Origin of the sequence: Streptomyces sp. NPDC006529, from assembly GCF_040611795.1 — a bacterium.
GTDB lineage: Bacteria > Actinomycetota > Actinomycetes > Streptomycetales > Streptomycetaceae > Streptomyces.
Map to the genome: position 1 here is coordinate 302,002 of NZ_JBEXPB010000001.1, position 24,698 is coordinate 326,699.

Annotated in this window: 24 protein-coding genes, 1 tRNA gene, 1 other RNA gene and 2 pseudogenes; 21 read left to right on the forward strand and 7 right to left on the reverse strand. The window is 71.6% G+C overall.

The window, feature by feature from the left end; genetic code table 11:
* Nucleotides 1–5 precede the first annotated feature (5 nt).
* On the reverse strand, nt 6–599 hold the full coding sequence (locus ABZY31_RS01430; RefSeq protein ID WP_356403466.1) for an HhH-GPD-type base excision DNA repair protein: 594 nt from the start codon (nt 597–599) through the stop codon (nt 6–8).
* Nucleotides 600–750: 151 nt separating this feature from the next.
* On the opposite strand from ABZY31_RS01430, the gene ABZY31_RS01435 reads away from it, so the two are divergent.
* The gene (locus ABZY31_RS01435) at nt 751–1,563 is read left to right on the forward strand and encodes a VOC family protein (RefSeq protein ID WP_356403469.1); all 813 of its coding nucleotides are present in this window, start codon (nt 751–753) and stop codon (nt 1,561–1,563) included.
* Between the two features lie 5 nt (nt 1,564–1,568).
* Here the strand turns inward: ABZY31_RS01435 and ABZY31_RS01440 are convergent, their stop codons facing one another.
* A complete protein-coding gene (locus ABZY31_RS01440; protein WP_356403472.1) occupies nt 1,569–2,084 on the reverse strand; it encodes an SRPBCC family protein in 516 nt (171 codons plus the stop codon).
* A 550-nt stretch (nt 2,085–2,634) separates the two neighbouring features.
* On the opposite strand from ABZY31_RS01440, the gene ABZY31_RS01445 reads away from it, so the two are divergent.
* From ABZY31_RS01445 to ABZY31_RS01455, 3 genes and pseudogenes are all read left to right on the forward strand, one after another.
* Nucleotides 2,635–2,838: a cold-shock protein gene (locus ABZY31_RS01445; protein ID WP_330331611.1), complete on the forward strand. Its 204-nt coding sequence runs from the start codon at nt 2,635–2,637 to the stop codon at nt 2,836–2,838.
* 139 nt (nt 2,839–2,977) lie between these two features.
* Nucleotides 2,978–3,592, forward strand: a pseudogene (locus tag ABZY31_RS01450) (DEAD/DEAH box helicase); the annotation flags it as partial.
* A gap of 214 nt (nt 3,593–3,806) precedes the next feature.
* Entirely contained in the window at nt 3,807–4,100 is a 294-nt protein-coding gene (locus ABZY31_RS01455; protein WP_356403474.1) for an SCO5918 family protein, read from the forward strand.
* A gap of 85 nt (nt 4,101–4,185) precedes the next feature.
* On the opposite strand, the gene ABZY31_RS01460 is transcribed toward ABZY31_RS01455, so the two are convergent.
* The 4 genes from ABZY31_RS01460 to ABZY31_RS01475 form a co-directional block, all read right to left on the reverse strand.
* Nucleotides 4,186–6,612: a helicase-associated domain-containing protein gene (locus ABZY31_RS01460; RefSeq protein ID WP_356403477.1), complete on the reverse strand. Its 2,427-nt coding sequence runs from the start codon at nt 6,610–6,612 to the stop codon at nt 4,186–4,188.
* Nucleotides 6,613–6,792: 180 nt separating this feature from the next.
* On the reverse strand, nt 6,793–8,538 hold the full coding sequence (locus tag ABZY31_RS01465; protein ID WP_356403480.1) for a TnsA endonuclease N-terminal domain-containing protein: 1,746 nt from the start codon (nt 8,536–8,538) through the stop codon (nt 6,793–6,795).
* 324 nt (nt 8,539–8,862) lie between these two features.
* Complete coding sequence (locus ABZY31_RS01470; RefSeq protein ID WP_356403483.1) at nt 8,863–9,219, reverse strand: hypothetical protein; 357 nt, start codon at nt 9,217–9,219, stop codon at nt 8,863–8,865.
* A gap of 353 nt (nt 9,220–9,572) precedes the next feature.
* A complete protein-coding gene (locus tag ABZY31_RS01475) occupies nt 9,573–10,337 on the reverse strand; it encodes a GntR family transcriptional regulator (RefSeq protein ID WP_356403486.1) in 765 nt (254 codons plus the stop codon).
* Nucleotides 10,338–11,246: 909 nt separating this feature from the next.
* On the opposite strand from ABZY31_RS01475, the gene ABZY31_RS01480 reads away from it, so the two are divergent.
* The 15 genes and pseudogenes from ABZY31_RS01480 (at nt 11,247) to ABZY31_RS01550 (ending at nt 21,941) form a co-directional block, all read left to right on the forward strand.
* On the forward strand, nt 11,247–11,516 hold the full coding sequence (locus ABZY31_RS01480; RefSeq protein ID WP_356403489.1) for a DUF6284 family protein: 270 nt from the start codon (nt 11,247–11,249) through the stop codon (nt 11,514–11,516).
* Nucleotides 11,513–11,839: a DUF6303 family protein gene (locus ABZY31_RS01485; RefSeq protein ID WP_356403491.1), complete on the forward strand. Its 327-nt coding sequence runs from the start codon at nt 11,513–11,515 to the stop codon at nt 11,837–11,839. The genes ABZY31_RS01480 and ABZY31_RS01485 overlap by 4 nt, the downstream gene beginning before the upstream one ends.
* Nucleotides 11,836–12,831: a DUF2637 domain-containing protein gene (locus ABZY31_RS01490; RefSeq protein ID WP_356403494.1), complete on the forward strand. Its 996-nt coding sequence runs from the start codon at nt 11,836–11,838 to the stop codon at nt 12,829–12,831. The genes ABZY31_RS01485 and ABZY31_RS01490 overlap by 4 nt, the downstream gene beginning before the upstream one ends.
* A complete protein-coding gene (locus tag ABZY31_RS01495; protein ID WP_356403497.1) occupies nt 12,828–13,169 on the forward strand; it encodes an RRQRL motif-containing zinc-binding protein in 342 nt (113 codons plus the stop codon). The genes ABZY31_RS01490 and ABZY31_RS01495 overlap by 4 nt, the downstream gene beginning before the upstream one ends.
* A gap of 30 nt (nt 13,170–13,199) precedes the next feature.
* Entirely contained in the window at nt 13,200–13,721 is a 522-nt protein-coding gene (locus ABZY31_RS01500) for a hypothetical protein (protein WP_356403500.1), read from the forward strand.
* Nucleotides 13,721–14,305 (forward strand): plasmid transfer protein TraA, encoded by a 585-nt coding sequence (gene traA / locus ABZY31_RS01505; protein ID WP_356403502.1) that lies wholly within the window; start codon nt 13,721–13,723, stop codon nt 14,303–14,305. The genes ABZY31_RS01500 and traA overlap by 1 nt, the downstream gene beginning before the upstream one ends.
* Before the next feature lie 16 nt (nt 14,306–14,321).
* The gene (traB, locus tag ABZY31_RS01510; RefSeq protein WP_356403505.1) at nt 14,322–16,361 is read left to right on the forward strand and encodes a plasmid transfer protein TraB; all 2,040 of its coding nucleotides are present in this window, start codon (nt 14,322–14,324) and stop codon (nt 16,359–16,361) included.
* Nucleotides 16,362–16,529: 168 nt separating this feature from the next.
* Complete coding sequence (locus ABZY31_RS01515) at nt 16,530–17,015, forward strand: hypothetical protein (protein WP_356403508.1); 486 nt, start codon at nt 16,530–16,532, stop codon at nt 17,013–17,015.
* A 12-nt stretch (nt 17,016–17,027) separates the two neighbouring features.
* A complete protein-coding gene (locus ABZY31_RS01520; protein ID WP_356403511.1) occupies nt 17,028–17,207 on the forward strand; it encodes a hypothetical protein in 180 nt (59 codons plus the stop codon).
* Between the two features lie 76 nt (nt 17,208–17,283).
* Nucleotides 17,284–17,727 (forward strand): annotated as a pseudogene (locus tag ABZY31_RS01525) (DNA methylase); the annotation flags it as partial.
* 29 nt (nt 17,728–17,756) lie between these two features.
* Nucleotides 17,757–18,662, forward strand: a complete 906-nt coding sequence (locus ABZY31_RS01530) for a bifunctional DNA primase/polymerase (protein WP_356403514.1) — start codon at nt 17,757–17,759, stop codon at nt 18,660–18,662.
* Entirely contained in the window at nt 18,659–19,009 is a 351-nt protein-coding gene (locus ABZY31_RS01535; RefSeq protein ID WP_356403517.1) for a hypothetical protein, read from the forward strand. Before ABZY31_RS01530 ends, ABZY31_RS01535 begins: the two co-directional genes overlap by 4 nt.
* Nucleotides 19,009–20,190, forward strand: a complete 1,182-nt coding sequence (locus tag ABZY31_RS01540; RefSeq protein ID WP_356403519.1) for a DUF3631 domain-containing protein — start codon at nt 19,009–19,011, stop codon at nt 20,188–20,190. Before ABZY31_RS01535 ends, ABZY31_RS01540 begins: the two co-directional genes overlap by 1 nt.
* A 235-nt stretch (nt 20,191–20,425) precedes the next feature.
* On the forward strand, nt 20,426–20,650 hold the full coding sequence (locus ABZY31_RS01545) for an excisionase family DNA-binding protein (protein ID WP_356403522.1): 225 nt from the start codon (nt 20,426–20,428) through the stop codon (nt 20,648–20,650).
* Between the two features lie 10 nt (nt 20,651–20,660).
* Entirely contained in the window at nt 20,661–21,941 is a 1,281-nt protein-coding gene (locus tag ABZY31_RS01550) for a site-specific integrase (protein WP_356403525.1), read from the forward strand.
* A 63-nt stretch (nt 21,942–22,004) separates the two neighbouring features.
* On the opposite strand, the gene ABZY31_RS01555 is transcribed toward ABZY31_RS01550, so the two are convergent.
* Nucleotides 22,005–22,092 (reverse strand) — tRNA-Ser (locus ABZY31_RS01555).
* 118 nt (nt 22,093–22,210) lie between these two features.
* On the opposite strand from ABZY31_RS01555, the gene ffs reads away from it, so the two are divergent.
* An RNA gene (ffs, locus tag ABZY31_RS01560) (signal recognition particle sRNA small type) lies at nt 22,211–22,309 on the forward strand.
* A 156-nt stretch (nt 22,310–22,465) separates the two neighbouring features.
* Entirely contained in the window at nt 22,466–24,643 is a 2,178-nt protein-coding gene (locus tag ABZY31_RS01565) for a DNA polymerase III subunit gamma and tau (protein ID WP_356403528.1), read from the forward strand.
* The last annotated feature ends 55 nt before the right edge of the window (nt 24,644–24,698 follow it).

Sequence of the window (24,698 nt, forward strand, 5' to 3'; positions counted from 1 at the left end):
TCCGGTCAGTCGTTCTTCCCCCGGTCCGCCTTGGCCGCCGCCTTCTGCTCCTGCTTGTAGGCCCGTACCTTCGCCAGCGACTCCGGCCCGGTGATGTCGGCGGCGGAGCGGTACACCCCGGTGTCGCCGTACCCGCCCGCAGCCTCCCGCCACCCCTTCGGCCGCACGCCGAGCCGCTTGCCCAGCAGGGCCAGGAAGATCCGGGCCTTCTGGTCACCGAAGCCTGGCAGCGCACGCAGGCGTTCGAGCAGCTCGGCGCCGGTGGTGACGCCGGTCCACACGGCGGCCGCGTCCCCGTCGTAGTGCTCCACCAGATACGCGCACAGCTGCTGCACCCGCTTCGCCATGGCCGCCGGATAGCGGTGCACGGCCGGTTTCTCCGACAGCAGGGCCGCGAAGGCGTCCGGGTCGTGGGCGGCGATCGCGTGCGCGTCCAGATCCTGCGATCCCAGCCGCCGGGCGATCGTCCAGGGGCCGGCGAACGCCCACTCCATCGGCACCTGCTGGTCCAGCAGCATGCCGACGAGCGCGGCCAGGGGGCTGCGCGCGAGCAGCGCGTCGGCGTCCGGCTGCTGGGCCAGCCGCATCGTGATGTCCATGCCCCCAGCGTCCCGCGTGCCCGCGCTCCGCGCGCGGGCGGCACGACGCGCACCTAGCGTGAGAGGCGAACGTGGCGGGTCACGCCTCGCGCGGCCCCCGCAGGCCCCGCATGCCCCGCGGGCCGCCGTAACGACTCAGGAGCCGATGACCATGACCGATTTCCCGGAAGGCGCACCGTGCTGGGTGGACGCGATGTTCACCGACGTGGAGGGCGCCAAGGAGTTCTACGGCGCGGTGCTGGGCTGGACCTTCGGTGACTCGTCCAGCGAGTTCGGCAACTACACGCAGGCCTACGCCGACGGCAAGGCGGTGGCGGCCGTCGTCCCGCCGATGCCGGGGCAGGAGGGGACCTCGCAGTGGTGCCTGTACTTCGCCTCGCCCGACGCGGCCGCGACCGCCGGGAAGATCAGGGAGGCGGGCGGCGAGGTGCTGATGGAGCCGATGCAGGTCGGCAGCTTCGGCACCATGTCGCTCGCGAAGGAACCGAGCGGCGCGGTCTTCGGGATCTGGCAGCCGGGGGACCACAAGGGCTTCGAGAAGGTCGCGGAACCGGGCGCTTACTGCTGGGCGGAGCTCTTCACCCGGGACGCGCCCGCGGCGGACGCCTTCCTGCCGAAGGTCTTCCCCTACACCGCGCACCAGGTCGAGCTCGGCGACAGCCCCGAGGCTGCGGGCATGGACTTCAAGGTCTTCGCCCTGGGCGGCCCGGACAACCCGGTGCTGGGCCGGATGACCATGGGTTCCGAGTTCCCGCCGGAGATGCCCTCGTACGTACAGGTGTACTTCACGGTCCCGGACTGCGACGCGGCCCTGGCCCGGGCCACGGAACGCGGCGGGACGCTCCGCTTCGGACCGATGGACAGCCCCTTCGGCCGGTTCGCCGCCATCACGGACCCGCAGGGCGCCGCCCTCACCCTGATCGACGTCACGACGACCGTGGGCGAGATGCCGCAGCTGGGCTGAGGCCGCTAGCCCGCCGACGGACCGGCTTCCAGTGCCGACTTGAGGTTGCGCAGCGTCGTACGGATGTTGCGCCGCTGGAAGTCGGCGAAGGTGTGGCCGCGCGTCGCGAGCCGGTCGAAGGCGTGCGCCACCGGGTCGGGCCACGAGCGCCGGTCGTCCGTCCAGGTCTCGGTCACCAGGGTCTCGTTCCCGGCCGCCTCGAAGCGGTACTCCCAGGTGGCGATGGGCCCCGGCAGCAGCGGCCGCCTGAGCCCGATGGCGTGTACCCGGAAGCGGAAGAGCCGGTTCGGTTCGGCCGCGGTGACCGTGCAGCGCGTGGTCCAGCGGAAGGGGCCGCGCTTGTTGTGGCCGTCGAAGGTCATGCCGGCGTACGCGCCCTCCCGGCGCTCCCCGCGCAGGGTCGCACCCAGGTTCTCCGGGCTCCAACTTCCCATCAGCGCCGGGTCGGAGACCTGCCGGTAGGCGGTGGCCGGGCTGACGCCGATGCGGATGCTGTCGGACACGCTGAAGGTGCGGGGCATGACACTCCGGTCTCTCATGTCTCTCGGCCGTCTCGCGACTGCCGCTCGGCGTCACGCTATCGCCGGAGCTACCGTTCGGTAACCCCGCGGGCGGGAGAAGCGCCCGCCGATGCCCGGCGGATGCGTGGCCTGCGCTTCTCCGGAGTGGCCCGAGAATATCTACGACGGCCGCGGCAGACTTTATCCGGCAATGGCCGGGGTGCGGCGTCCGCCCGTGGGGAGAGCGGCCGGACGAAGCCCTGTACGGGGGCGGGGAGCCGCGGTGGACTGGCGAAATATCTGCTTTCGCGGATACAGAAACTGTGTTCAAGGAGCCGACTGTGCGGGCGAATTCGAATAACCGGCGCACAGCGGTGCCACTCAAGGCCGTGGTACTGTCGATTCAGTTGCAGTTGTGGTTCCCAAAAAACGACAAGCGCTTCCGACCTGGTGTTCTACCGGCGGACGCGCTTTTTGTTTCCGGTGCTTTCCGGTACGGGGCAATCATCGCGGCGACGCGGGGCTCGCACAGTGCGGCCTCCGGAACTGCCCCGTTACAAGGAGATTTGACATGGCTACTGGCACCGTGAAGTGGTTCAACGCTGAAAAGGGCTTCGGCTTCATCGCTCAGGACGGCGGCGGCGCCGACGTCTTCGCCCACTACTCGAACATCGCTTCCCAGGGCTTCCGCGAGCTCCAGGAGGGTCAGAAGGTTTCGTTCGACGTGACGCAGGGCCCGAAGGGCCCGCAGGCGGAGAACATCGTCACCGCCTGATCGCCGAGGCGACTTCGCCGGGGCCCGCACCTTGGGTGCGGGCCCCGGTTCGTTTACCGGCCGCTTTCCGCTCTTCCGCTCTCCGCGACGTGTCGTACCAGGAGGGTTCTTCATGGACCGCACCACGGACACGAACAGCACGTTCACGGCGCTCGGTCTGCCCGCGCCCCTCGTGGCCGCGCTGATCGCGAACCGCATCACCCTTCCCTTCCCGGTGCAGACGGCCACGCTGCCGGCCTCGCTCGCGGGCCGGGACGTACTCGGCCGGGAACGCGCCGACTCGGGCAACTCCCTTGCCTTCGGCCTGTCGTTGCTGGCGCGCACCGCCGGGCACCGGGCCGAAGCACGACGGCCACTGGCCCTCGTACTGGCCCCCACGAGAGACCTCGCCGACCAACTCGCGTCCGAACTCGCGCCCTACGCGCGGTCGCTGGAGCTCCGGCTCGCCACCGCCGTCGGCGGCGCCTCCTCGCGCCGCCAGGCCGCCACGCTGCGCGAAGGCGTGGAGATCGTCATTGCCACCCCGCAGCGGATGAGCGACCTCGTGCAGCGCGGGGACTGCCAACTGGACGCCGTACGCGTCGTCGTGCTCGACGGAGCCGACCGCATGGCGGACCTCGGCCTGCTGCCGCGGGTCAACTCCCTGCTGGACGCGGTGGGTCCGGACGCGCAGCGGATGCTGTTCTCCGCCGCACTGGACCACGGGGTCGACGAACTCGTACGCCGCTACTTGCGCGCCCCCGTGGAATACACCCCGGCGCCCCTGCCCGGCGGCTCCCCGCCGGTCCACCCGGTCCGCGGCCCCGCCCCGGACGCGGATGCGGACGCCGCCGCGGGCGCGGCCCACCGCCCGCCGACGGGCCGGGCCGCCTGAACCGCCGGCCGCACCGCACCACCCCCGCACCACCAGCACCACCCCTGGCCGGGAACGCCGGACAGGGTCGCTCCCGCCCCGAGGAGGTACCACCATGCGCCTTGTGATCGCCCGCTTCCCCTTCGACCTGAGCAAGAGCGAAGTGGAGGCATCCATGAAGGGCGTCGCACCGCAGCCGATCACCGTCGCCTCGGTCGCGTCGGTGACCATCGGCCGCCGGGTGTACCCGGTCAAGCAGGTCGGCCAGGTCATCACCCGCCAGGACCCGCGCGACTTCACCGCCAACGAGGTCGTCCGCGCGCTGACCCGGCTGGGCTTCACCTGCCAGCCCGCCCTCGCCCCGGAAGAGGCCGCTCCCCCGGCCGGCGACGGCATCAACCTCTGGTAGCCGTCTGCGACCCGTCAGACGCGACGAAGGGCCCCGCTGCTCGCAGCGGGGCCCTTCGTCCGTGGGCCCCGGGCGCCCGGCCGGCCTACGCGGGCATGACGCCGTGGATGCGGGAGAGCGTGAAGACGCGTTCGGCTTCCCGCAGATGACACCAGGCTTCCAGGAAGGGCGGGTCGAGTTCCAGGCCGCTCAGGGTGCGTACGGTGCGACTTCCCGATGACGCGACGTAGTCGACCGTGAGGGCGGTGCCGGCGTCGATGGCGTGGGCGAGCTGGCGGACATCGCTGTACGACAGCTGCTTCGCGTATCCGGCGACGATTTCCTCGGTGTCCGTCCCGTAGGGGACTCCGCCGCGCAGGGGGGCGGGTTCCGGCGCGGTGGGCGGTGCGGCCAGCAGCCGGAGGGCGAGAGCGTCGACATCGGCGCCGCTCGGCGGCTTCGCCGTGGGGGCGGCAGCGCTTCGCACGCCGCGTCCGTCGCCGGTCCGACGAGGGGCGGGCACCGGAGCGGTGGCCCGCAGGGGGCGGACCTTCTCGATCCGTACGGTTCCCCCGGCCGTCTCCGCCACGGGCGCGTAGCCCTCGGCACGGAGTGCGGCAAGGGTGGTGTCGAGCGGGCTGCCACTGACCAGAACGGTCGGCGCGAGCCGGCGCAGGCCGAGCCGGGAGAGCCCGCGGTGGGCGGCGAGTTCGGCGAGGAGCGCCGGCTCCTCGCCGTGGAGGACGCAGGCGGCCGGAGCGATGCGCACGCGTCCGTGGCCGCGTGCGGTGTCGGCGATGAGATAGGACAGCGGCTGGGGCAGCGGCCCGGCCGCGACGGAGGCCACGTCGGCTGCGATCTCCTCCGGGGTGCGGCCGGCGTCCAGGGCCCGTCGGATGCCGGCGGGACTGAACCGCCACACCGTGGCCGTGCCACTGGTCTCCCGGTCGGCGGTGGCGTCGAGGACCTCGGCGACCCGCGCGGCCGGTGTGCCGGCGACGACGGCGGTGAGGTCGCCGCCGATCCGGGCGGTCTCGGCGGCCGGGGGCAGCAGTCGTCGGCAGGTGGCGGTGAGTCCTTCCGCGTCGTGGGCGAACAGGTGGACGCCCAGGGCCGACAGGGCGCCCCGGGCGATCACCCCGACGATCTCCGCTTCGCGGATCACCGTGGCGAACGGGGTGATGTCCGCGGGCGAGGAGTCGGCGAGCGGGCGGTGCCAGGCCACCGCCGGCCCGAGATCGGCAGCGTCCTTCACACCCTGACCGGCCGGGAGCCGTGCCGCGGCGGCGACCAGCCCGTGGCGGGCCTCGCGGCAGCCGTCGCAGGGTGGTGCTCCCGCGAGGGCGGGCAGCGCCTTGTCGTTCTCGTCGCGCGCACGGGCGGCCGTGAGCGGCAGTTCGCGCCATGCCCGGAGCAGCGTGGCGAAACGCTCCGCGGGCTCCTGTTCCGCCCAGTCGTCGTACGCCCCGGTCGGTGCCACGCGGTCGCCGGCCGAAGCCAGCAGCCCTGCCTTGTGCGCGGCTTCCAGGGTGATGCGGACCACCGCGTCGTCGGCATGGGCGGCCTTGCCGATTCGGGCCAGCTCGCGCGCACCGATCCCACCGGACTTGAGCCGTGCGGGCGGAGCCGAGGAACAGGCCGAGAGGACCGAGGCGGCCTGGGCCGACCACGCCGCCGCCGCGGCCGCGGACTCCCGCTCCACCTCGGCGGGGGTGACGGCCACCAGCCGAGGGACGGGCGGAAGCGGGGTGAAGGGGGCGCGCCACGCGGGGCCGCGCAACGCGAGCGCGACTTCGACGGGCATGAGCACAGGACCGTACCGGCTGCGGTCCTCGATCAGCAGGCCCCGGTCGAGTGCCCAACGCGCCCCCGGTTCGAGGGCGGGGTCGTAGATCCCGTACACGTCGGCCCGCCGCCGCTCCGGTGCGGGTCCTGCCCAGTCCGTCAGCAGCTCCCGGGTGACCGCGGGCGCTCGCGCCACCACGTCGACGATGACCGCGGGGTCGCTGTGGTGGGCGACGAGCGCCGCCATACGCTGCTGCTTGGTGCCCGGCGCTCTGATGCCCAGTGCCGCCAGCAGGCAGTGCAGCTCGTCGGAGGTCGCGTCCGCCAGCAGCTCCGCCAGGGGCGCGTCCAGCCCGAGCGGCGCGTCCCACGCCTGCCGCAACGGCGCCGCGGCGTGGAGCCTTCCGTCGCGGTCCGGCCAGACCAGCGCGTGCCCGGCCAGGCCGTCCAGGACCGCTTCCAGTGCGAGGCCGGCCTCGCCTTCCGTCGCTCCCAGCAGCTCGGCCAGGGCCTCGCGCGACGCGGTCGCCCCGAGCGCCGCCACGGCCTCGGCCACCTGCAGTTCGGGCAGGGTGAGCGAGGGCAGTGCCCGTGCGACCGACCCCGGCCGCTGAAGGCGGTCCGCCAGCTCCCCCAGGGAGCGGGGCTCCGGAGGGGCCGTGGTGTCGCTCCGTGCCGCGAGCACCCGTGCCAGGCGCGGGCCGTCGAGACCGCTCAGCCAGGCTGTCAGCGTTGATCCGGACGCCATGGAAACCTCTCCTCCGGCCAGGAACGGGCCGCGGCCGCACCTCGGCCGGTCCGGCACCGGGATCAAGGATGGCGCATCCGACGGGTGTGGACGTGAGGAACCGAGAAGGGTCCCCCCGCCGGGGCACCGCGGATCGTCAGGCGTCACTCAACGCTCTGGTGAACGCCAGCCCGGGCCCCGTTACCCGGCAGCGCCGGAGGCAGGATCGCGCGCTTGAAGGCGATACGGGCGGGTGGACCACGACCAGCCGCGCTTCAGGATCAGGGCGGACATGGTCAGAGAATCCACCTCCAGGTCGCCCAGTGCCACACGTACCCCGGGCCATGTCAGTTCGCCGTGTGCCTCCAGTGCTGCGGTCAGCGCGCTGTCCACGCGCGGGTCGACGGGCCGGTTCTCAAGGAGGCTGAGCGTGCGGTTCCCGTCGGTGGCGATGAGCCCCCAGCCCCGGTCGCGGCAGAGGGCCCGGACCGCTCGGTACTTGGCGATGTTGACGGCCATCGCCATCTCGTAGACGGGCTTCACCTCGATGAGGACGCACCGGCCGTCGACCGTGGCCACCAGCAGATCGGGGTAGTAGGTGCGCTGCCGCCCGGCGAACCGGTAGCTGATCGCAAGGGGCTGTTCCTGGTAGTACGCGACCTGAGGGGCGAAGCTGAGCAGCTGGATCACCCGTAGTTCCGTGTCCGACTCGTAGGCCACCTCCCTGCCGAGCTTCGGGCAGTGCCACATCCCGAAGTCCCCGTGGCCGCCCTTCTCCCGGAGCCCTTCCAGCTCTTCACGCGCAGGCGCCGGCTCCGCCCTCCCGAACCAGTTCACGTCGGTGGACAGGGCGTTCCAGCGCCGGGCAGCACGGTCGACGCGCCCCTGCCGCGCCGCTTCGCGGCGAGCGGCCTCGTGGCGCAGCATGCGCACCGTGGCGGCCTCGGCTCCAAGATTGTCCGCACGTACCTTGTCGGCTCCGGCCAGACGGGCCAGCAGGGGCACCGCTTGTCGCGGAGCCACCGAGGGGAGCAGCGCGTCGGCCAGGTCGAGCAGACGTTCCGCAGCCGGCGGCCCCGAGTCCGGTGGCACATGGTCCACGCAGCTCAGCTCGGCCAGCACCGCGCGGATCTTCCGGGCCGCCGGGCCGACGGTGCGGGCCATGCTGCGGATGGCTCGTGTCTGCAGCTGCCGAACCCGCTCCCGGGAGATTCCGAGGGCTTCGCCGGCCTTCTCCAGCGTGTGAGCCGGCTGGTCGTGCAGACCGAGGCGCCGCGAGAGGACATCCCGGTCCCGCTCCCTGACGATCTCGCCCACGGCGGCAGCGAGCAGCTCCCGCAGGACCAGCAGCACGTCCGCATCCCGCTCGGCGATGCGGTCCCAGTCGGCCGTCACGCCCACAGCACCTGGACACACGCATTCCAGCAGCCAATCGTCCAGCAGCAGTCGCGCTCCGGCCTGCCACAGCCGCCGGGCCGCCGCTCGTCGCACGTCCGAGGTCACAGCCGCCAGGGAGAGCACCACTGAGCGAGCGAGGAAGGCTTCGCGGCGTTCGGGACGAAGGACGTGACCGGTCGCCTGCTCCCAGTCGGCCAGAACCTCGGCAGCTTCTGCCGCACTCGGCGGGCCGGCAGGGGCGGGGGCGCTCGCATCCCGGTCCCGGGCTTGCCGCTCGCGCTGCTCGCGGAGCCGGCGCTCGTCCAACACGCTGTGCCACGGGTACGCGGGGTCGACGGTCAGCCGAGCCCTCAACCACGCCAGCGGCTCGTCGACGGCCGGTTCGACAACCATCCGGTCCAGGCGCGCACGGATGGCACCTTCCGTACGGCCGTGCCGCTCGGCAAGTGCTCGAAGAGTGACTCCCTCCCGCACACCGCCGACGAGCCGGGCGTCCTCTGCCTCGCTCCACGCTTGACCGCGTCTTGATTCGGATGCCTGCTCCTGCACTCGCTCCCCCCACGGCTGCGCGACTGTCCGGGCAGTATGCCCATCTGCACCGAAGACCGGAACGGAGGCGGAGAACGAAGAAGGGCCCCGCTGCAAGCAGCGGGGCCCTTCGACGTATTGCCCGGTGAGAGCAATGGCGGAGGATACGAGATTCGAACTCGTGAGGGGTTGCCCCCAACACGCTTTCCAACTGTGCGCAAGGCCGTTCACGGGGGTTCGGGGGCGTACGCGCGCCTGCCTCGACGCGGTGCTCGTACGGCCGTGAACCGGGGTGACCGTTGGTGAACTGGACAAAGACCAGGACAACGAGTGGGGTCCGCCCGGCTAGTCAGTGGCATCGCTCGTCAGTAGCTCAAGCACCTGTGCCGGAGTCCAATTTCCAGCCGCGCCCGGGCAAGAGGACAGGTATTCAGCGATGTCCGACTCTGCCCAGGGACCGGACTCCAGCAGGCCACCGGCGAGGTATCGCAGGTATGCGGCAGACGGCATGAGCGGTTGGACATCTGCAAGGGTCCACGGGGCGGTGAAGGTCAGCAGGGGAATGCCTTCGATGGCCCCCGGGCAGATCAGCGTCTCGTACCTCCCCGGCCCCAGCTCGTCACGGCCCAAGCGCAGGACCCTGGTCAAGTCCAGGTCTAGCCCCGGTTGCTTGTACATCTCCTGCGCGGCGATGTCGGACATCTGGCTCACGGTCACTAGGTGAGCGCGCCCCCGCATGCGCCCGGGCGCCGTCGGGTCGTAGAAGCCCCTGCCCCCCGTCCACACGGGGGATTCGGTGGCGAAGTACAAGCATCCCTCAAGTTCGACGGCGATCGACCGCTCAGGCGCCCGATGGTCGCGGCACCCGGGATACGTGCGGGTAGCTCCAGGGGGCGTTCCGCCCGCGATGTAGGCGGCCAGCCGGTCCATGTGCATGTTGGAGCCATACGACGCGTACCAGACGCGCTCAGGAGTGCCAGCAGCTTCGGCGGTGAGAGGGACCGCGGTATGGACAGTCATGCTCTGGTCCTTGTGTGCGGGGGTAGAAGCCAGCATCAGTCCGCCAGTACGGAGTAACGGATCACATGGCGGTCGCCGGGCAGGGTCGTGACCATGACGCGAAGCGGCTTCCCGTCCTTGTCGTAGCCCGTGCGGGTGTGCACGGCGACAGGGGTGGCCGGTGGCAAATCCAGGCGCTCAGACTCTGACCGGGTGGGCATCCTGAACGTGATCTCATCCTCGTAGCGAGCTTGGATCAATCCGCTCTGTGCCAGCACGCCGCCGGGCGCAGAGACGTCCTCCGGCTTCATGAGGGGAGTGTCGCGAACCAGCTCCTCGGGGAAGTAGCTGTCTGCCAGCGCGTACGGCTCTTGATCAATGAAACGAACCCGCTCCCGGACGACCGTCATGGCGGTTTCGGGGTCAAGGCCTAGGTGCTGAGCCACGTCGGCAGGAGGCTGCCGGATGGACACGCGAACTTCCTGCCTCGGTTCGCGCCCACTTGCAGCCACGATGCTGGTCCACTGATCGCCCCCGTTCCCATCGGACTCGTGACGTGAGCGCGACTCCAGCACGCTCCAGTCCCAGACGGCCGGCAGGTGGGCTTTGCGCACGTAGCTGCCGCGCCCTTGACCCGAGATGATCAGCCCCTCATCAGTGAGCCGCCGAAGGGCCAGGCGAACCGTGTTCCGGCTCGCTTCGTACTGCGCCATCAGGTCGTGCTCCGTCGGGAGCTGTTGACCCGGTACCAGGTCCTGCCGCTCGATCCGTCCCCGGATGTCGTCGGCGATCCGGTGGTAGCGCGGCTTCTGCTCCGCCACGGTGGCCTCCACACTCACTTGGCTGACTTGTTCCAACAACATACGCCAGACCGCTTGACGTTCCCAGGGGGCGTGGGCAAACTCTCTTCCAGGCAAGCACTTGTTGGTACAACACCACCAACACCAGCAATGCCTATCTAGCTACAGCTTTGCCTGTTACCCGTTTCCGGCGTTGCTCCGTGTTCCACGGGAGGTCTTCAGGCCTACCGCGCACCGCCGGGAGCCGCTCATTGAGAATTGAACAGTGATCGTGCGGGGCTGACGCGAGTCGGCGGTCGCGGTAGGTGCCTAGGACGAGGGTCCAGGGGCAAACCGCCGTGATGGACGTCGACTCCCCCTATGCGCTTGGCAGGCGCCACCCGGACTCGGGTGTGGGGAAGAACAGCGAGGCTCCAACGCACGTGGCGGCAAGAGTGAGACCGCCCCCGTGGCGACCGGGTGAAGTCGTCGGCGGCACGCCATCCTGCACCGATTCGTGCAGGCCGCCCTGCTGGCGTCAGAGCAGTAACGATGACGCGCCCGACTCTCAGGCTCGGGACCGGATCGCCGTGGCAACGAGCATCCGGTGAAGCCTCGCCCCTCCGGATTTGGAGGCTGCTGTGTTCCACCGACATCTGCGGGCGCCAGCCGTACTGGACCGGTACGGCCGGCCGCGCCCTTCGCGTCACTGATCAACCGCTGTGCGGGCACCTTCGGCTCAGCCGACCTCGCCTCGCACAGCCCCTCAACCTCCGGGACGCCCCGGCGTTCCGTCGGCTGCCTCCTCCGCCTGTCCGGCGCCCTTTGGTGCTGTACGGGCGGGGTTGCAGGGAGCTGAGTGCATCCGCTCCACCTCCACACAGTGCAGCCCCCGGCGTGTCCGCGCCGGGGGCTGCTGAGTCCCGTTCCTCTGTAGAAGGAGCAAGACCCGTGAAGTCCATCGCTGCACCTCAGAACACTGTTACCCCGTGGTCGGATCGTCTGGAGCCGACCGACGCGGAATTGGCGGCCGTTGAGGCTGAGATGCCCGTCGTGCTGGCCGAGGTCGAGTTGCTGGACGCGCTGATCGTCCTCCTGGACCGGCCGGCGTCGGAGTTCGATGCCCGCCGGATCCGCCGCGCCCACCACCGGGTGTTGACCGCCCGCCGGGACGCGGCCAACCGCACCGCCGACACGATGCAGTCCGGGGATGCGGCATGAGCAAGCAGATCTTCGGCGCGCAGTTGTCGTTGCGCTGCTGCGGTACCACCGCCCCGGAACCGACGGCCGGACCGTGCTGGCAGCTGTTCGTGGCCATGACTGGTCTGGTCAACGAGTGGCCCACCTTCACCTGGCCGACGTCCACCGCGATTCCGAACGCCGAGGCACGGCAGGCGGCCCTGGCCTACCTGGGGTTCACGCTCGCCGCGGACGCCGAGTGGGAGTGGGTGGAAAGCACCAGCCCCGACTACCACGACCACCCGGCGTGGGTCCTCCTGCTGGGCACGGCAAAGGTCCGGCCGCTGGAAGGCGGTGCGGCATGAACAATGTTCACGTCGGTTCAGCAGAACGCGCGCTGGCTGTCGGTACGTGGTTGATCGTGGGCGGGGCGATGCTCTACTCCGTCCTCACGGTCACGCCGCTAATGGCCGCGCACACCGCCCCGGAGTGGGCGTGGACTGCACCGATTCTGCCGCTCGTCGTGGACGCGGCGGTGGTGATCGTGGTCCGTCTGGATTCGGTCCTGGCCCGTCTGGGCGGGCATGGCGGGGCGTGGCCGGTGGCCCTGCGCTGGATGACTGGCGCCATGACGCTCGCCCTGAACGTGGGCGCATCCGCCCTGGCCAAGGACTTGGTCGGGGTCGCCATCCACTCCGTCTCCCCCCTCCTCCTCATCGTCACGGCTGAGGCCGGACTCGCCTACCGGCGGGCCCTGACCGCTGCCGTCCGCGGGCTGGAAGCGCAGGCCCGCGCCGACCGTGAAGCCCGCGAGAAGGCGGCGCGGGAGCGGGAGGACGCCCGGCAGCAGCGGGTGCGTGAACGCCGCGATCACGAGGCGGCCATTGCCCGTGAACAGCGTGAACACGAGGCCCGCCTCGTGCGGGAAGAGGCCGAGCGGCAGGAGCGCGTCCGCAGGGAAGAACGGGACCGCGCCGACGCCGCCGCGAACGCGGAACGCGAGGCTCGTGAACGCCGTGAACGCGAGCGTGAACAGGCGAAGGCCGAGGCTGAACGCCTTGAACGCCAGGCCGCGCAGCAGCGCGAACTGGAGGCCCGCGAGCGGGCCGAGCGTGAACGCCGTGAACGCGAGCGTGAACAAGAACGCATCGCCCGTGAACGCGCCGAGCTGCTGGCCGCCGGATCGCCGCCGGAGAAGCTCTCCGAGGACCGGGCCCGCACCGTGGTGCGGTCGGCGTTCGCTGCCGGACTCGCCGTGCGGGTCGCCGCGGAGCTGACCGGCTGGTCCGTTGGCTGGGCCTCTGCCCGGTACCAGGAACTCCGCGACGCTGCCCTCTTCGAAGGCTCTACGCCGTGACCGGCACGCTGCCGGTCTACCGGTGGCACCTGGCCCCGGACGGCCTGGCCACCCGCCGTCAGCTTCGCGCCGCCGGGCTCCGGCCCGGCGGTCAGGACGTCGTGGCCGAGCTGGAGCGCCCGCGCCGCCGTCGCGGCCCGCTGATCGCCTACCTCTACCGGCTGGACCTCGCCCAGCCCGTCCGGCCGATGACCCCCGCCCGCCGGGCCGCGCTCGCCAAAGCGAACGCCGCCCGCCGGCACTGCCCCGCCTGCCGCCGCGATGCCGGATACGTCATCCCCGTCTCGCTCGGCATATGCGTGCCGTGCCACGACCGAACTGAACAGCGCGCCGCCTGACCCTCCCGTGCTCGTACGAAGGAGTTCGCCGTGTCCCGCCGCATCCGTACGACGGCCGCGCAGTCGGCCGCACCCCACACCGTTCACATCCCCCGCCAGCGCGGCAAGCAGGGCCCGCAGGTGATCGTGGTCGTCTCCGAGCCCCCGACCTTGACCGCCCGCGCGACCGCCGCTTCCGGCCGGTGGGTGTGGAAGCACCGCCGCGCATGGGCCCCGACCGGCCTCGCCGTCCTCGCGCTGATGGTGACCGGTGTGGTCCACCTGATCGAGCCCCGCACCGCCTGGGTTCTGGCCCCGCTCGCCCTAGCCCCCGTCGCGGTGTGGGCGTGGATCACCCGCCGCCGTCCGGCCACCTCACGCACCACGATGACGTGGCGGGCCCTGACCTCCGCCGGCGCGGCCGGGGTGGTCGCCTGGGTGCCGGTGGCCATCTGGTTCAGCCCGACCCACCCGGCCGTGGCCCTCTCCTGGGCCCTGCTGACGCTGGCCGCTCAGCTCGCCTGGTCCATCGCCGGCCGCCTGGCCACCACCCACCCGAAGGAGAGCTTCTGATGTCGGACAACACCTGGGTTCGGGGCAGCGGCGGCACCGACTGGAACACCGGCACCCCCCGTCCGTCGCGGCCCAGGCCTCGGCCGGGCGCGAACGGCTCGCAGACCAAGGTCAACAACAAGACGTTCTCCCCGGGCCTGAACCTCACCGTCAACAGCGGCGGCAGGGGCCGCGGCAACGGCGGTGGCGGGGGCTTCGCTGGCAACGGGTCCGGCGGTGGCAGGCAGGCACAGAACCTGCTGCCTGCGCCGGAGTTCACCTCCCCGGCTCAGGTCCGCCAGTACTGCAACAGCGTCCGCGCCGCCGGGGTCGCCCTCTCGATCGAGGTCGCCATGGCCGCCGAGATCCTCAAGGCCACGTTGGTGCAGGTCCCCGATCCGAACGGGCGGCTGGGGGGTTCGCGGGTCCGGGCGGCGAAGGTCGCCCGCAAGATGCAGCGCGCCGCTGACGCCCTGCGCGATGCGGCGAAGAACGCCGCCGCGACCTACGCACTGTTCCAGCAGGAGTACGAGGAAGAGATCAACCGCGTCCGTCACCGCGCCCGCCGCCCCTCACAGCCCCGCATGGACTGGGGCCAGCTCTAGAAGGGAGACCCACCTGATGGCCGAGCACAAGCACGTTGAGGAGCAGTACGAGGACCAGCTGCGCGGGGCTTCGGACGGATCCGGGATCACCGCCTACGTCCTGCACCGGGCCAAGCCCCACCTTCCGCCCTGGCTCGCCGTCGGCGGGCTGGGCGTCGCCGGGGCGTTGGGCAGCCTGCAGTGGCAGGGCAGTGCGGCGGCTGGGGTTGGCCTGACCCTGGCTTCCGTCGCGCTGACCGGGGTGACGTGGTGGGCGGGCAAGGCCACCGGGCAGCAGCGGCGCATGCACTCGGCGATCACGGTGGCCGCGGGCTCTGCGTGGCTGACCGGCGCCTGCCTGGCCGGGCCCCTCACCGGGCCGCTTCCGGACCTGTACTTGATGGGCGGGCCCGCGCTCGCCCTGTCGTGGAACATCCGGATGGTCCTGCGCCGCAACGTCGATGGCATGGCCACCGGCGGGGCGGACAAGGGGTTGCTGGAGAAGGTCGGCCTGGCCCGGGCGCAGATCGGGACGACGTCGGTGGAGCCGAACCGGGTCACGGCGAAGATGCTGCTGGAGGCCGGGGAGCAGACCAACGAGGACGTCTCCAAGGTCTTGCCGCGGCTCGCGTCCGCCCTGGACCTGCCGACCTCCGCCGTCCGCTACCTCGGCGATCCCGCCTCCGCCCGCCGCGGGGAACTGGTCATCGTCCCCGAGGACCAGCTCGCGCAGGTCGCCGACTGGCCCGGCCCGTCCGCTCTGGGTGCGAGCATCGCGGAGCCGCTGGTCATCGGCCGCTACGATGACGGCTCACCCCTGTTCCTGTGGCTGCCGGGCGACCCGGAAGCCAACCGCAACGCGACGCACGTCCTGATCGCGGGCGGCACCGGATCCGGGAAGGGCGAGACCGCCCTCAACCTGATGACGGAGATCCTCTCCCGCCGCGACGTCCTGCTGTTCGTCAGCGACCCGAAGATGTTCCAGGACTTCCGCCCGCTCCTGCCCGGCATGGACTGGGCCGCCGAGGGCGGCCCGGACACCGAAGTCATGGTCGAAGCCATCAAGGCGGTCATCCCGGCTCGGACGCGCTGGCTCGGCGCCCACGGTTACCGCCAGTGGGTACCCGAAGCCGCCCGGCAGCAGACCAGCCCCGACCACTCCTGCACGCCCGGCCGGGCCTGCGGCTGTGCGGGGATGCCGTACCTGGTCACGTGGATGGAAGAGGCAGCGAACACCCTGCGCCTGATGGGCGACGACGCGTTCACCGGCATCGCCCAGGAAGCCCGCTCCGCCGGCGTCTCCCTGATCATCTCGCTTCAACGGCCCTCCTACGACCAGATGTCCACCTCCACCCGGGCATCACTTCCGTCCGTCATCGCACTGGGCTGTGACCCCCGCGACGAGGGGTTCTCCCTCCCCGACACCGTCATCGACGCAGGCGCCCACCCCGGCGCCTGGGGCAACCGGCGCCCCGGCTACTGCTACGTCGTCTCGCCCGGCATCCCCGAGGACCGCTACCCCTCCCCGGGCCGCACCTTCGCCGTCCCCCACACCGCCATCCCCACCATGGAAGCCCTCGCCGCCTGGGCCCAACGCCACGGAGCCACCGCCGACCCCATCACCGCCGGCGCCGCGACCGCGGTCGCCGGACAGAACTACACCGGCCGCCCCACCCCGGGCACCCTCCCGGCCCCGCACCCGGCCACCGACGACGAGGGGCCCGGCATGGAAACGGAACGCTCCGGGATCCTGACCGACCCCGAGGACGCCGACATCGACCCCGAGGCCGAACTCCCCGAAGAGCACGACGGGGACGACACCCCGATGTGGGAGTCCCTGGGGCACAAGCCCACGCCTGCAGAGGCCCGCGAACTGTTCGCCCGGGCCCTGGACGACTTCGAGGACGCACAGCAGATGGTCGTCGGCCCGAAGGACTTCATGGACTGGTGCGACCGGCACAACCTCTCCCGCCCCTGGGTCTCCGAACGCCTCAAGGAAGCCGCCCTCGACGGCCGGCTGGAGCCGACCTCCGCCACCGGCCGGTGGCGCATCGTCCCCTCCCTGACAGCTGCCTGACACCTGACACCGTCACGGGGCCCTGACACCCAAACCCTTAGGCAAACCCGCTGTCAGAACCCGTGACACCCGCCCCTGACACCACCTGACACCTCACCCCTGACACCCCACCCGCGGGCCCGCGCCACCCACACGGCGGGGGCCCCACCCATACCCGGAGGCATCCCCATGCCCCACCCCTACACCCACCCGACCACCCCCGTACCGGTCCGGTACGGCGACGCAATCCTCCACCCGCCCGCCATCCCGGCTCCCCGGATGCTGGCCGCGGAGATCCCGCCCGGCGTCCAGTACGTCACCCTCCCCAACGGCACCTGCACCCTCGCCTACACCCAGCCCGCGGTGCCGGCGCCCGCGCCCACCGCGGCGCCGATACCGGCATGGGCCAAGACCACCGCGCTCCTCGCCCCCACCCTCGGCGCGGGCATCGCGGCGGCCGGATACGGAATCGCCTACGCCGCCCCGGGACTGATCGCCATGACCGACGCCCTCTGGGCCGCCATCGCCCTCATCGCCGCCGGAACCCTCGCCCCGTTCCTCCTCCGCGCTGGCCGCGGCGCGGGGCGGGGGGCTGCGCCGGTCCAGCACATCACCCAGCACGTGACCGCGTCCGGGATGTTCGGCCGCGCCACGGGAACCATCAACCACCGCTGACCGGGAGTTCCTATGGAACAGCAGTCCGAGTCCTTGGCCGACCGCGTCTCCGACGCCGTCGCTCTGCTCGTCGGCAAGCGCACCGTCCGCTGCCCCGAGGCCAAATGCCGTGTCTCCGTCCGGTACCGCGCCGTCACCCCCGCCGAAGCGAAGCGGCTCACCGACCTCGCCATCGACCACACCCGGCACTGACATGACGAGAGCGGCCCCCCACTCACGCCAATGAACCGGGGCCGCTCTCTTCCAGAACGAACTGGAGGAATCCAGCATGACCCACACGACCGACATCCGGCGAGAGGGCCAGCGGCCCGCCTTGCTGGATCTGTTCTGCTGCGCTGGCGGCGCGGGTACCGGCTACCACCGCGCCGGGTTCCGCGTCGAGGGCGTCGACATCGTCGACCGCTCCGCCCGCTACCCGTTCACCTTCCGCCAAGGCGACGCCCTCACCGTCTTGGCCGACCTGATCGAGTCAGGTGCGATCGCCGCCTACTCGGCGATCCACGCGTCCCCGCCGTGCCAGGGCAAGTGTGCCTTGACCGTCGGCACCAACCAGGCCATGGGCTGGGGCGGCATTCACACCGACCTCGTCGCCCCCACCCGCGAACTCCTCGACGCGTCCGGCCTGCCGTACGTGATCGAGCAGCCCGACGGAAAGGCCGACGTCCGCAAGGACATCACCCTGTGCGGCGAGATGTTCGGCCACGCTCTCCTGGCCCAGGTGAATGCCGGGGCGGTGGCCGCATGAGCGACCTCCTGAACGCCGCCCTGGCCACGGCCGCCCAATGCTGGCCGGTGTTCCCGCTCCGGCCCGGCTCCAAGGTCCCTGCCCTGCACCGGGAGACGCAGTGCCCACGGACCGGCCCCTGCACCGGCGGGCACGCCAAGCCCGAGCAGCGCGCCACCCTCGACCCCGACCGGATCCGCACCGCATGGGCGGACGGCCCGTACAACGTGGGCTTGGCCACCGGCCCCGCGGGCCTGGTCGTCATCGACCTCGACCCGCCGAAAGCGTCCGACCCGCCCGGCACCCTCAGCGGTGCCCAGATTCTTGAAAACCTCTGCCGCCACCTGGGCGAGGAACTCCCGGCGACGCGGACCGTGGCCACGCCGTCCGGGGGCCTGCACCTGTATTTCACCGCCCCGGCCGGAACCCAGATGCGCAACACGCAGGACACCCTGGGCCGGCACATCGACACCCGGGCCTGGGGCGGATACGTCGTCGCCCCCGGCAGCACCACCCCCACCGGCACGTACGCCGTGGCCGACGAGCGGCCCGTGGCCCCACTTCCGGCCTGGCTGCACGCCAAGCTCACCGAGCCGCCCCGCATCATCGCCCGCCCCCTGACCACCGCCGCCCCACGCCCGGGCGGCGGACGTAGGGCCGCCTACGTGGATGCGGCCCTGCGCAACGAGAAGAGGGCCGTCGCCGCCGCCGCCGAGGGACAGCGCAACCAGGTACTCGTCAGGGCCGCCCGCGCCCTGGGGCGGCTGATCGCATCCGGCGACCTCGACCGCGAGGAAGTCGAGGAGGCTCTTAACTGGGGGGCGGAATCGGCTGGGCTCAAGCCGTACGAGTACCGCTCCGCCATCACCAGCGCCCTCAACTGGTCCATCCGCAACAACCCCGGCAGCCGGCGGACGGCATGAGCGCCCAACACCCCCCAGCTAACAGCCCTGCCTCGACACCCACCGGCCCCCGCTCCGCCGAACCGGCCCCCACCCCGGACGGCAGTGGCGCGCCGAAGGTCGTCGCCGAAGGCGTCCTTTCATCCCTTCGCCCTGACCCGCACGGCGACGACGGGCGCCGCCCCATCGCCTGGCTCCACATCAGCGCCCCCGGTCGCGGCACCACCCCGACCGTCCGGTCCTGGTGCTCGTGCGGACGTGACCTCTTCGCCGCCGGACAGAGCCGCGCCCTGGCCCTGATCACCGATCACGTCCACCACCGCGCCCTATGCACGCTGCGCGTACCCCAGGAAGGGAAGGCCGCCTGATGAGCGACCAGAACCCCACGACCGCGGCACCCATCGACGGGGCCGCGCTGCTCGACGAGGTGGAGGCCTTCCACCGCCGCTTCAACATCTTCCCCAGGGAGGGTGCCTACGTTGCCGTAGCTCTGTGGGACGCCCACGCGCACCTGCTTGACGCGTTCGACTCCACCCCGCGCATTGCGTTCCTCTCCCCGGAACCCGGATCGGGCAAGTCCCGGGCGCTGGAGATCATGGAGACGCTCGTGCCGAACAAGATGGCCGCCGTGGACGCCTCGCCGTCCGCGCTGTTCCGGTCCGTCGCCGGGATCGAGGGCGAGCGGCCCACGATCCTCTACGACGAGATCGACACCGTGTTCGGGCCCAAGGCCGGAGACAACGAGCAGCTCCGAGGCTTCCTGAACGCCGGACACCGCCGCGGGCGCCTCATGTACCGGTGCGTCGGGGACGGAGCCAACCAGACCGTCCAGGGCTTCCCCTCCTACTGCGCCGTGGCCATGGCCGGACTCGGCGGACTGCCCGACACGATCCTGGACCGCTCCGTCATCATCCGCATGCGACGCCGCGCCCCCAACGAGAAGGTCGAGCCGTACCGACTCGGCACCCACGAGCCCCAGGGCAACGCCATCCGCGACCGCCTCGCGGCCTGGGCCGACCAGGTCCGCAACAAGGTCAAAGACGCGTGGCCCGCGATGCCCGAGGGCGTGACCGACCGCCCGGCCGACGTGTGGGAGCCGCTCCTCGCCGTCGCCGACGCCGCTGGCGGTGCCTGGCCCGAGCGGGCCCGCGCCGCCTGCGTCGAACTGATCAAGTCCTCCCAATCGAACGGCAAGGCATCGCTTGGGATCCGGCTGCTCACCGACCTGCGCGACCACGTCCTGATCGGCCTCGACAAGCTGCCGACCATCGCCGTCCTCGACCGGCTCAATGCCCTCGAAGACGCCCCCTGGGCCGACATCGACGGCAAGCCGCTCGACTCCCGAAGTCTCTCGAAGATGCTCAAGGAGTACCGGACCGGCACGGACGAGCCGATCGTCTCCCGCAACATCCGCACCGCCGGCGGAATCCTCAAGGGCTACTACGCCGTGGATCTCTACGACGCGTGGACCCGCTACTGCCCCCCGCCGCAGAACCCCGCTACAACCGCTACGCCGCTACAGCCCAGCTCACAGCCGGTGCTCGCGTAGCGGCAACCTCGGGTGTAGCGGCTACATCCCGCGTCTCCGCGCACCTGCCCGGAGAGCTTCCGGCGCGCCCGCGGGCCTCACCCGAGGACGCCGCGAAGCGGGATGTAGCCGCTACATCGCACCCATCCGCTACACCCACGCACCCGCTGACCTGCGATGTAGCGGCGTAGCGGATGTAGCGGACCCCTCAGGAGGGGGCCGGAGGAACCCGGACCCACTACGTCAAGGAGCACGCATGGACGCGGTCCTTTCCGCAGTGACGGCTGACGACTCAACGCTCGTACTACTCACGGTCGAGGAGGCGGCCTACCGCCTCCGGATCGGTCGCACTTACTGCTACCGCCTTATCAGCACCGGACAGCTGGAGTCCGTCCCTGTGGGCCGACTCCGTCGGGTTCCGGCTGACGCCGTCATCGAATTCGCCGCCAATCTTCGCCGAGCCCACCGGCCGGCCGCCTAAGAGGACCACCGTGAAAGATCAGAAGAAGCGGACCCGCCGCGCCAACGGCGAAACGGCCATCTACTTCGGCGAGGACGGGCGCTGGCACGCACGAGTGCCGATGGGCTACAAGGACAACGGCGAGCCATACCGCAGGCACATCACGCGCACGACGGAAGCTCTCCTGATGGCGGAGGTCAAGCGGCTGGAGAAGCAGCGCGACCAGGGGACTGCACAGCAGCCCGGGAAGCTGTGGACGGTCGAGAAGTGGCTCTGGCACTGGGTCGAGAACATCGCCAAGGAAGCCGTCAGCGAGAACACCTACGACGGCTACGAGGTGGCCGTCCGGGTGCACCTCGTCCCCGGCATCGGCAAGCACCGGATCGACCGCCTGGAGCCGGAGCACCTGGAGAGCCTCTACCGCCGGATGAAGGCGAAGGGCAGCAAGCCCGCCACCGCACACCAGGCCCACCGGACGGCACGCACCGCCCTGGGAGAGGCGGTGCGGCGCGGCCACGCGGCGAAGAACGCCGCCGCGTTGGCCAAGCCGCCGCGGGTGGAAGAGGCGGAGGACGAGATCGAGCCCTACTCGGTAGAGGAGATCCAAAGCTTGCTGATCGAGGTGAACAAGCGCCGCAACAGCGCCCGCTGGATGCTCGCCCTCGCGCTGGGCCTGCGGCAGGGGGAGACGCTGGGGCTTCGGTGGGCGGATGTGGATCTGGAGAATGAGTACCTGAAGCTGCGCCGGAACCGACTGCGACCGAAGTACGCGCACGGGTGCAAGGAAGCTGATCCGTGCGGCCGGAAGGCCGGGTACTGCCCCCTTCGTAGCGAGGTCCGGCGGGAGACGAAGAACACCAAATCGCGCGCGGGGCGCCGGGCCGTACCCCTTCCGGGTCCCCTGGTTCGGATGCTCCGGGCGCACAAGGAGGAGCAGGCCCGGGACCGGAAGGCCGCGGGCGACCAGTGGGCGGAGTCGGAGTACGTCTTCACCAAGCCGCTCGGCGGTCCGCTCATCCCCAACACGGACTACCACGACTGGAAGAAGCTGCTCGGAGACGCGGGGGTGCGGGACGCGCGCCTTCACGACGCTCGCCACACCGCCGCGACCGTGCTCATGCTCCTCGGCGTTCCCGACCGCGTGATCGACCAGATCATGGGGTGGGAACCGGGGACGTCGGCCCGGATGCGCGCGCGGTACCTGCACGTGCCCGACGCGATGTTGAAGGACGTGGCACAGAAGATCGCGGTAGCGATCTGGGGTCCCGCCGAAAAGGTCGCTGTGGACAAAGACCAGGACAACGAGACCTGAGGAACGAAGAAGGGCCCCACCGCAAGCGGTGGGGCCCTTCGACGTATTGCCCGGTGAGAGCAATGGCGGAGGATACGAGATTCGAACTCGTGAGGGGTTGCCCCCAACACGCTTTCCAAGCGTGCGCCCTAGGCCACTAGGCGAATCCTCCGCGACGAACAATACAAGACGTTGGGGGGTGCTCGCGAACGTGATCGTCGGGCGGAGGTCCGGGCGGGGGTGGTGGGGGGTCCGGCTCGATTCCGGGGGCATCCATCCGCTAGGGTGGGGCCAGCCCCTCACGTGGCGCTATCTCACCGAACTCCCCCAGGGCCGGAAGGCAGCAAGGGTAAGTGGGCTCTGGCGGGTGCGTGGGGGGCGCTTTGCGTTCCGGGGCGGGTACGCAGGGTTGGCCGTGTGGGCGCCGCGCAAGGGCCGGTGCGGGTGCACCGGCCGGTGCTGGGGTGACCGGCGGGCGGATGTTCCCCGGGTCCCGGCCGCTCGACTGCATCGCGTTGTCGGCGGGCCCGGATAACCTCGTAAGTGTGTCGTCCCTTGCGTTGTACCGCCGCTATCGCCCCGAGTCGTTCGCCGAGGTCATCGGGCAGGAGCATGTCACTGCCCCGCTGATGCAGGCCCTGCGCAACAACCGGGTCAATCACGCGTACCTGTTCAGCGGGCCGCGGGGGTGCGGCAAGACCACCAGCGCCCGCATCCTGGCGCGCTGTCTGAACTGCGAGCAGGGCCCCACGCCCACGCCCTGCGGGGAGTGCCAGTCCTGCCGGGACCTCGCGCGCAACGGGCCGGGGTCCATCGACGTCATCGAGATCGACGCCGCCTCCCACGGTGGTGTGGACGACGCCCGTGACCTGCGGGAGAAGGCCTTCTTCGGGCCCGCGTCGAGCCGGTACAAGATCTACATCATCGACGAGGCGCACATGGTCACCTCGGCGGGCTTCAACGCCCTGCTGAAGGTGGTCGAGGAGCCGCCGGAGCACCTCAAGTTCATCTTCGCGACCACCGAGCCCGAGAAGGTCATCGGGACGATCCGGTCGCGCACGCACCACTACCCCTTCCGGCTCGTGCCGCCCGGCACCCTGCGCGACTACCTCGGCGAGGTGTGCGGCCGCGAGGGCGCCACCGTCGAGGACGGGGTGCTGCCGCTGGTCGTGCGGGCCGGCGCCGGTTCGGTGCGTGACTCGATGTCCGTCATGGACCAGCTGCTCGCGGGCGCCGCCTCCGACGGTGTGACGTACGCCATGGCCACCTCCCTCCTCGGCTACACCGACGGCTCGCTGCTCGACTCCGTCGTCGACGCCTTCGCCGCCGGCGACGGCGCGGCCGCCTTCGAGGTCGTGGACCGGGTGGTCGAAGGGGGCAACGACCCGCGCCGGTTCGTCGCCGACCTGCTGGAGCGGCTGCGCGACCTGGTGATCCTGGCCGCCGTGCCCGACGCCGGCGAGAAGGGGCTCATCGACGCCCCGGCCGACGTGGTGGAGCGGATGCAGGCCCAGGCCTCCGTGTTCGGGGCCGCCGAACTGAGCCGCGCCGCCGACCTCGTCAACACCGGGCTGACGGAGATGCGCGGGGCGACCTCGCCGCGGCTCCAGCTGGAGCTGATCTGCGCTCGGGTGCTGCTGCCCGCCGCCTTCGACGACGAGCGGTCCTTCCAGGCCCGGCTCGACCGGCTGGAGCGCGGCGGAGCGGCCGCCCTGGCCGCCGCCGGCATCGGCGCGGGCGTCGCCGGGCCGGTCCCGCTGCCCGCCTCGGTGCCTCCGCCCGCCCACACCGCCCACGCCGCTCCCGCGCCCGCCGCGGCCCCGGTCGCGCAGCCCGCGCCCGCCGCACCGTCCATGGGCTACGTCGCAGGGCCCGAGGCGCACGCCATGGCGCCCGCCCCCGCCTCCGCGCCTCCCGCCTCCGCGCCCCCCGCCGCCCCGGCTCCCGCCGCGCCCCCGGCCCCCGCGCCCGGGGCCTGGCCGGGCGCCGCGCAGCCGGGGCGCGGGGCGTGGCCCAGCGCCGCCTCCCCGGGTTCCGCCTCTTCGGGCGCCGCTGCACCGGCGCCCGCAGCCGCCGTACCGCCGCCCGCCCACGCCGCCCCGACCGGGCCCGCCGCCCCCGCCGCCTCCGGTCCCGCGATGGCCGCCGGGGCCGGGCAGGTCCAGGCGATGTGGCCCGGGGTCCTGGAGGCGGTCAAGAACAAGCGCCGCTTCACCTGGATCCTGCTCAGCCAGAACGCCCAGGTGGCCGGCTTCGACGGCACCACCCTCCAGCTCGGCTTCCCCAACGCCGGAGCCCGCGACAACTTCGCGAGCAGCGGCAGCGAGGACGTCCTCAAGCAGGTCCTGTCCGAGCAGTTCCAGGTCAACTGGAAGATCGAGGCCGTGGTGGGCGGCGGCCAGCCCGCCCCCGTCTCCACCTCCTACGCGGCCCCGCCGCCGTCCTACGCGCCCCCGGCCCCGGCCCCCGCGTACCAGCCGTCGCAGCAGCCCCCGCCGCAGCAGTCCCCGGGCCCGGCGCAGCCGCAGCAGCAGTCCCCGGGCCACCGCCAGCAGCAGCCCCCGGCCGCGCCGGCGCCCGTACCGGCACGGGAGCCCGTACGCCCGGAGGACGACGTACCGGAAGAGGACGATCCGGACCTCGTGGACAGCGCGCTGACCGGCCACGAGCTGATCGTGCGCGAGCTGGGGGCCACCGTTGTGGAGGAATACACGAACGACTAGGGGGCCCGTCATCGGGTGGCCGCACGAAAGGCATTGGCGCAGGCGGGCTAGGCTG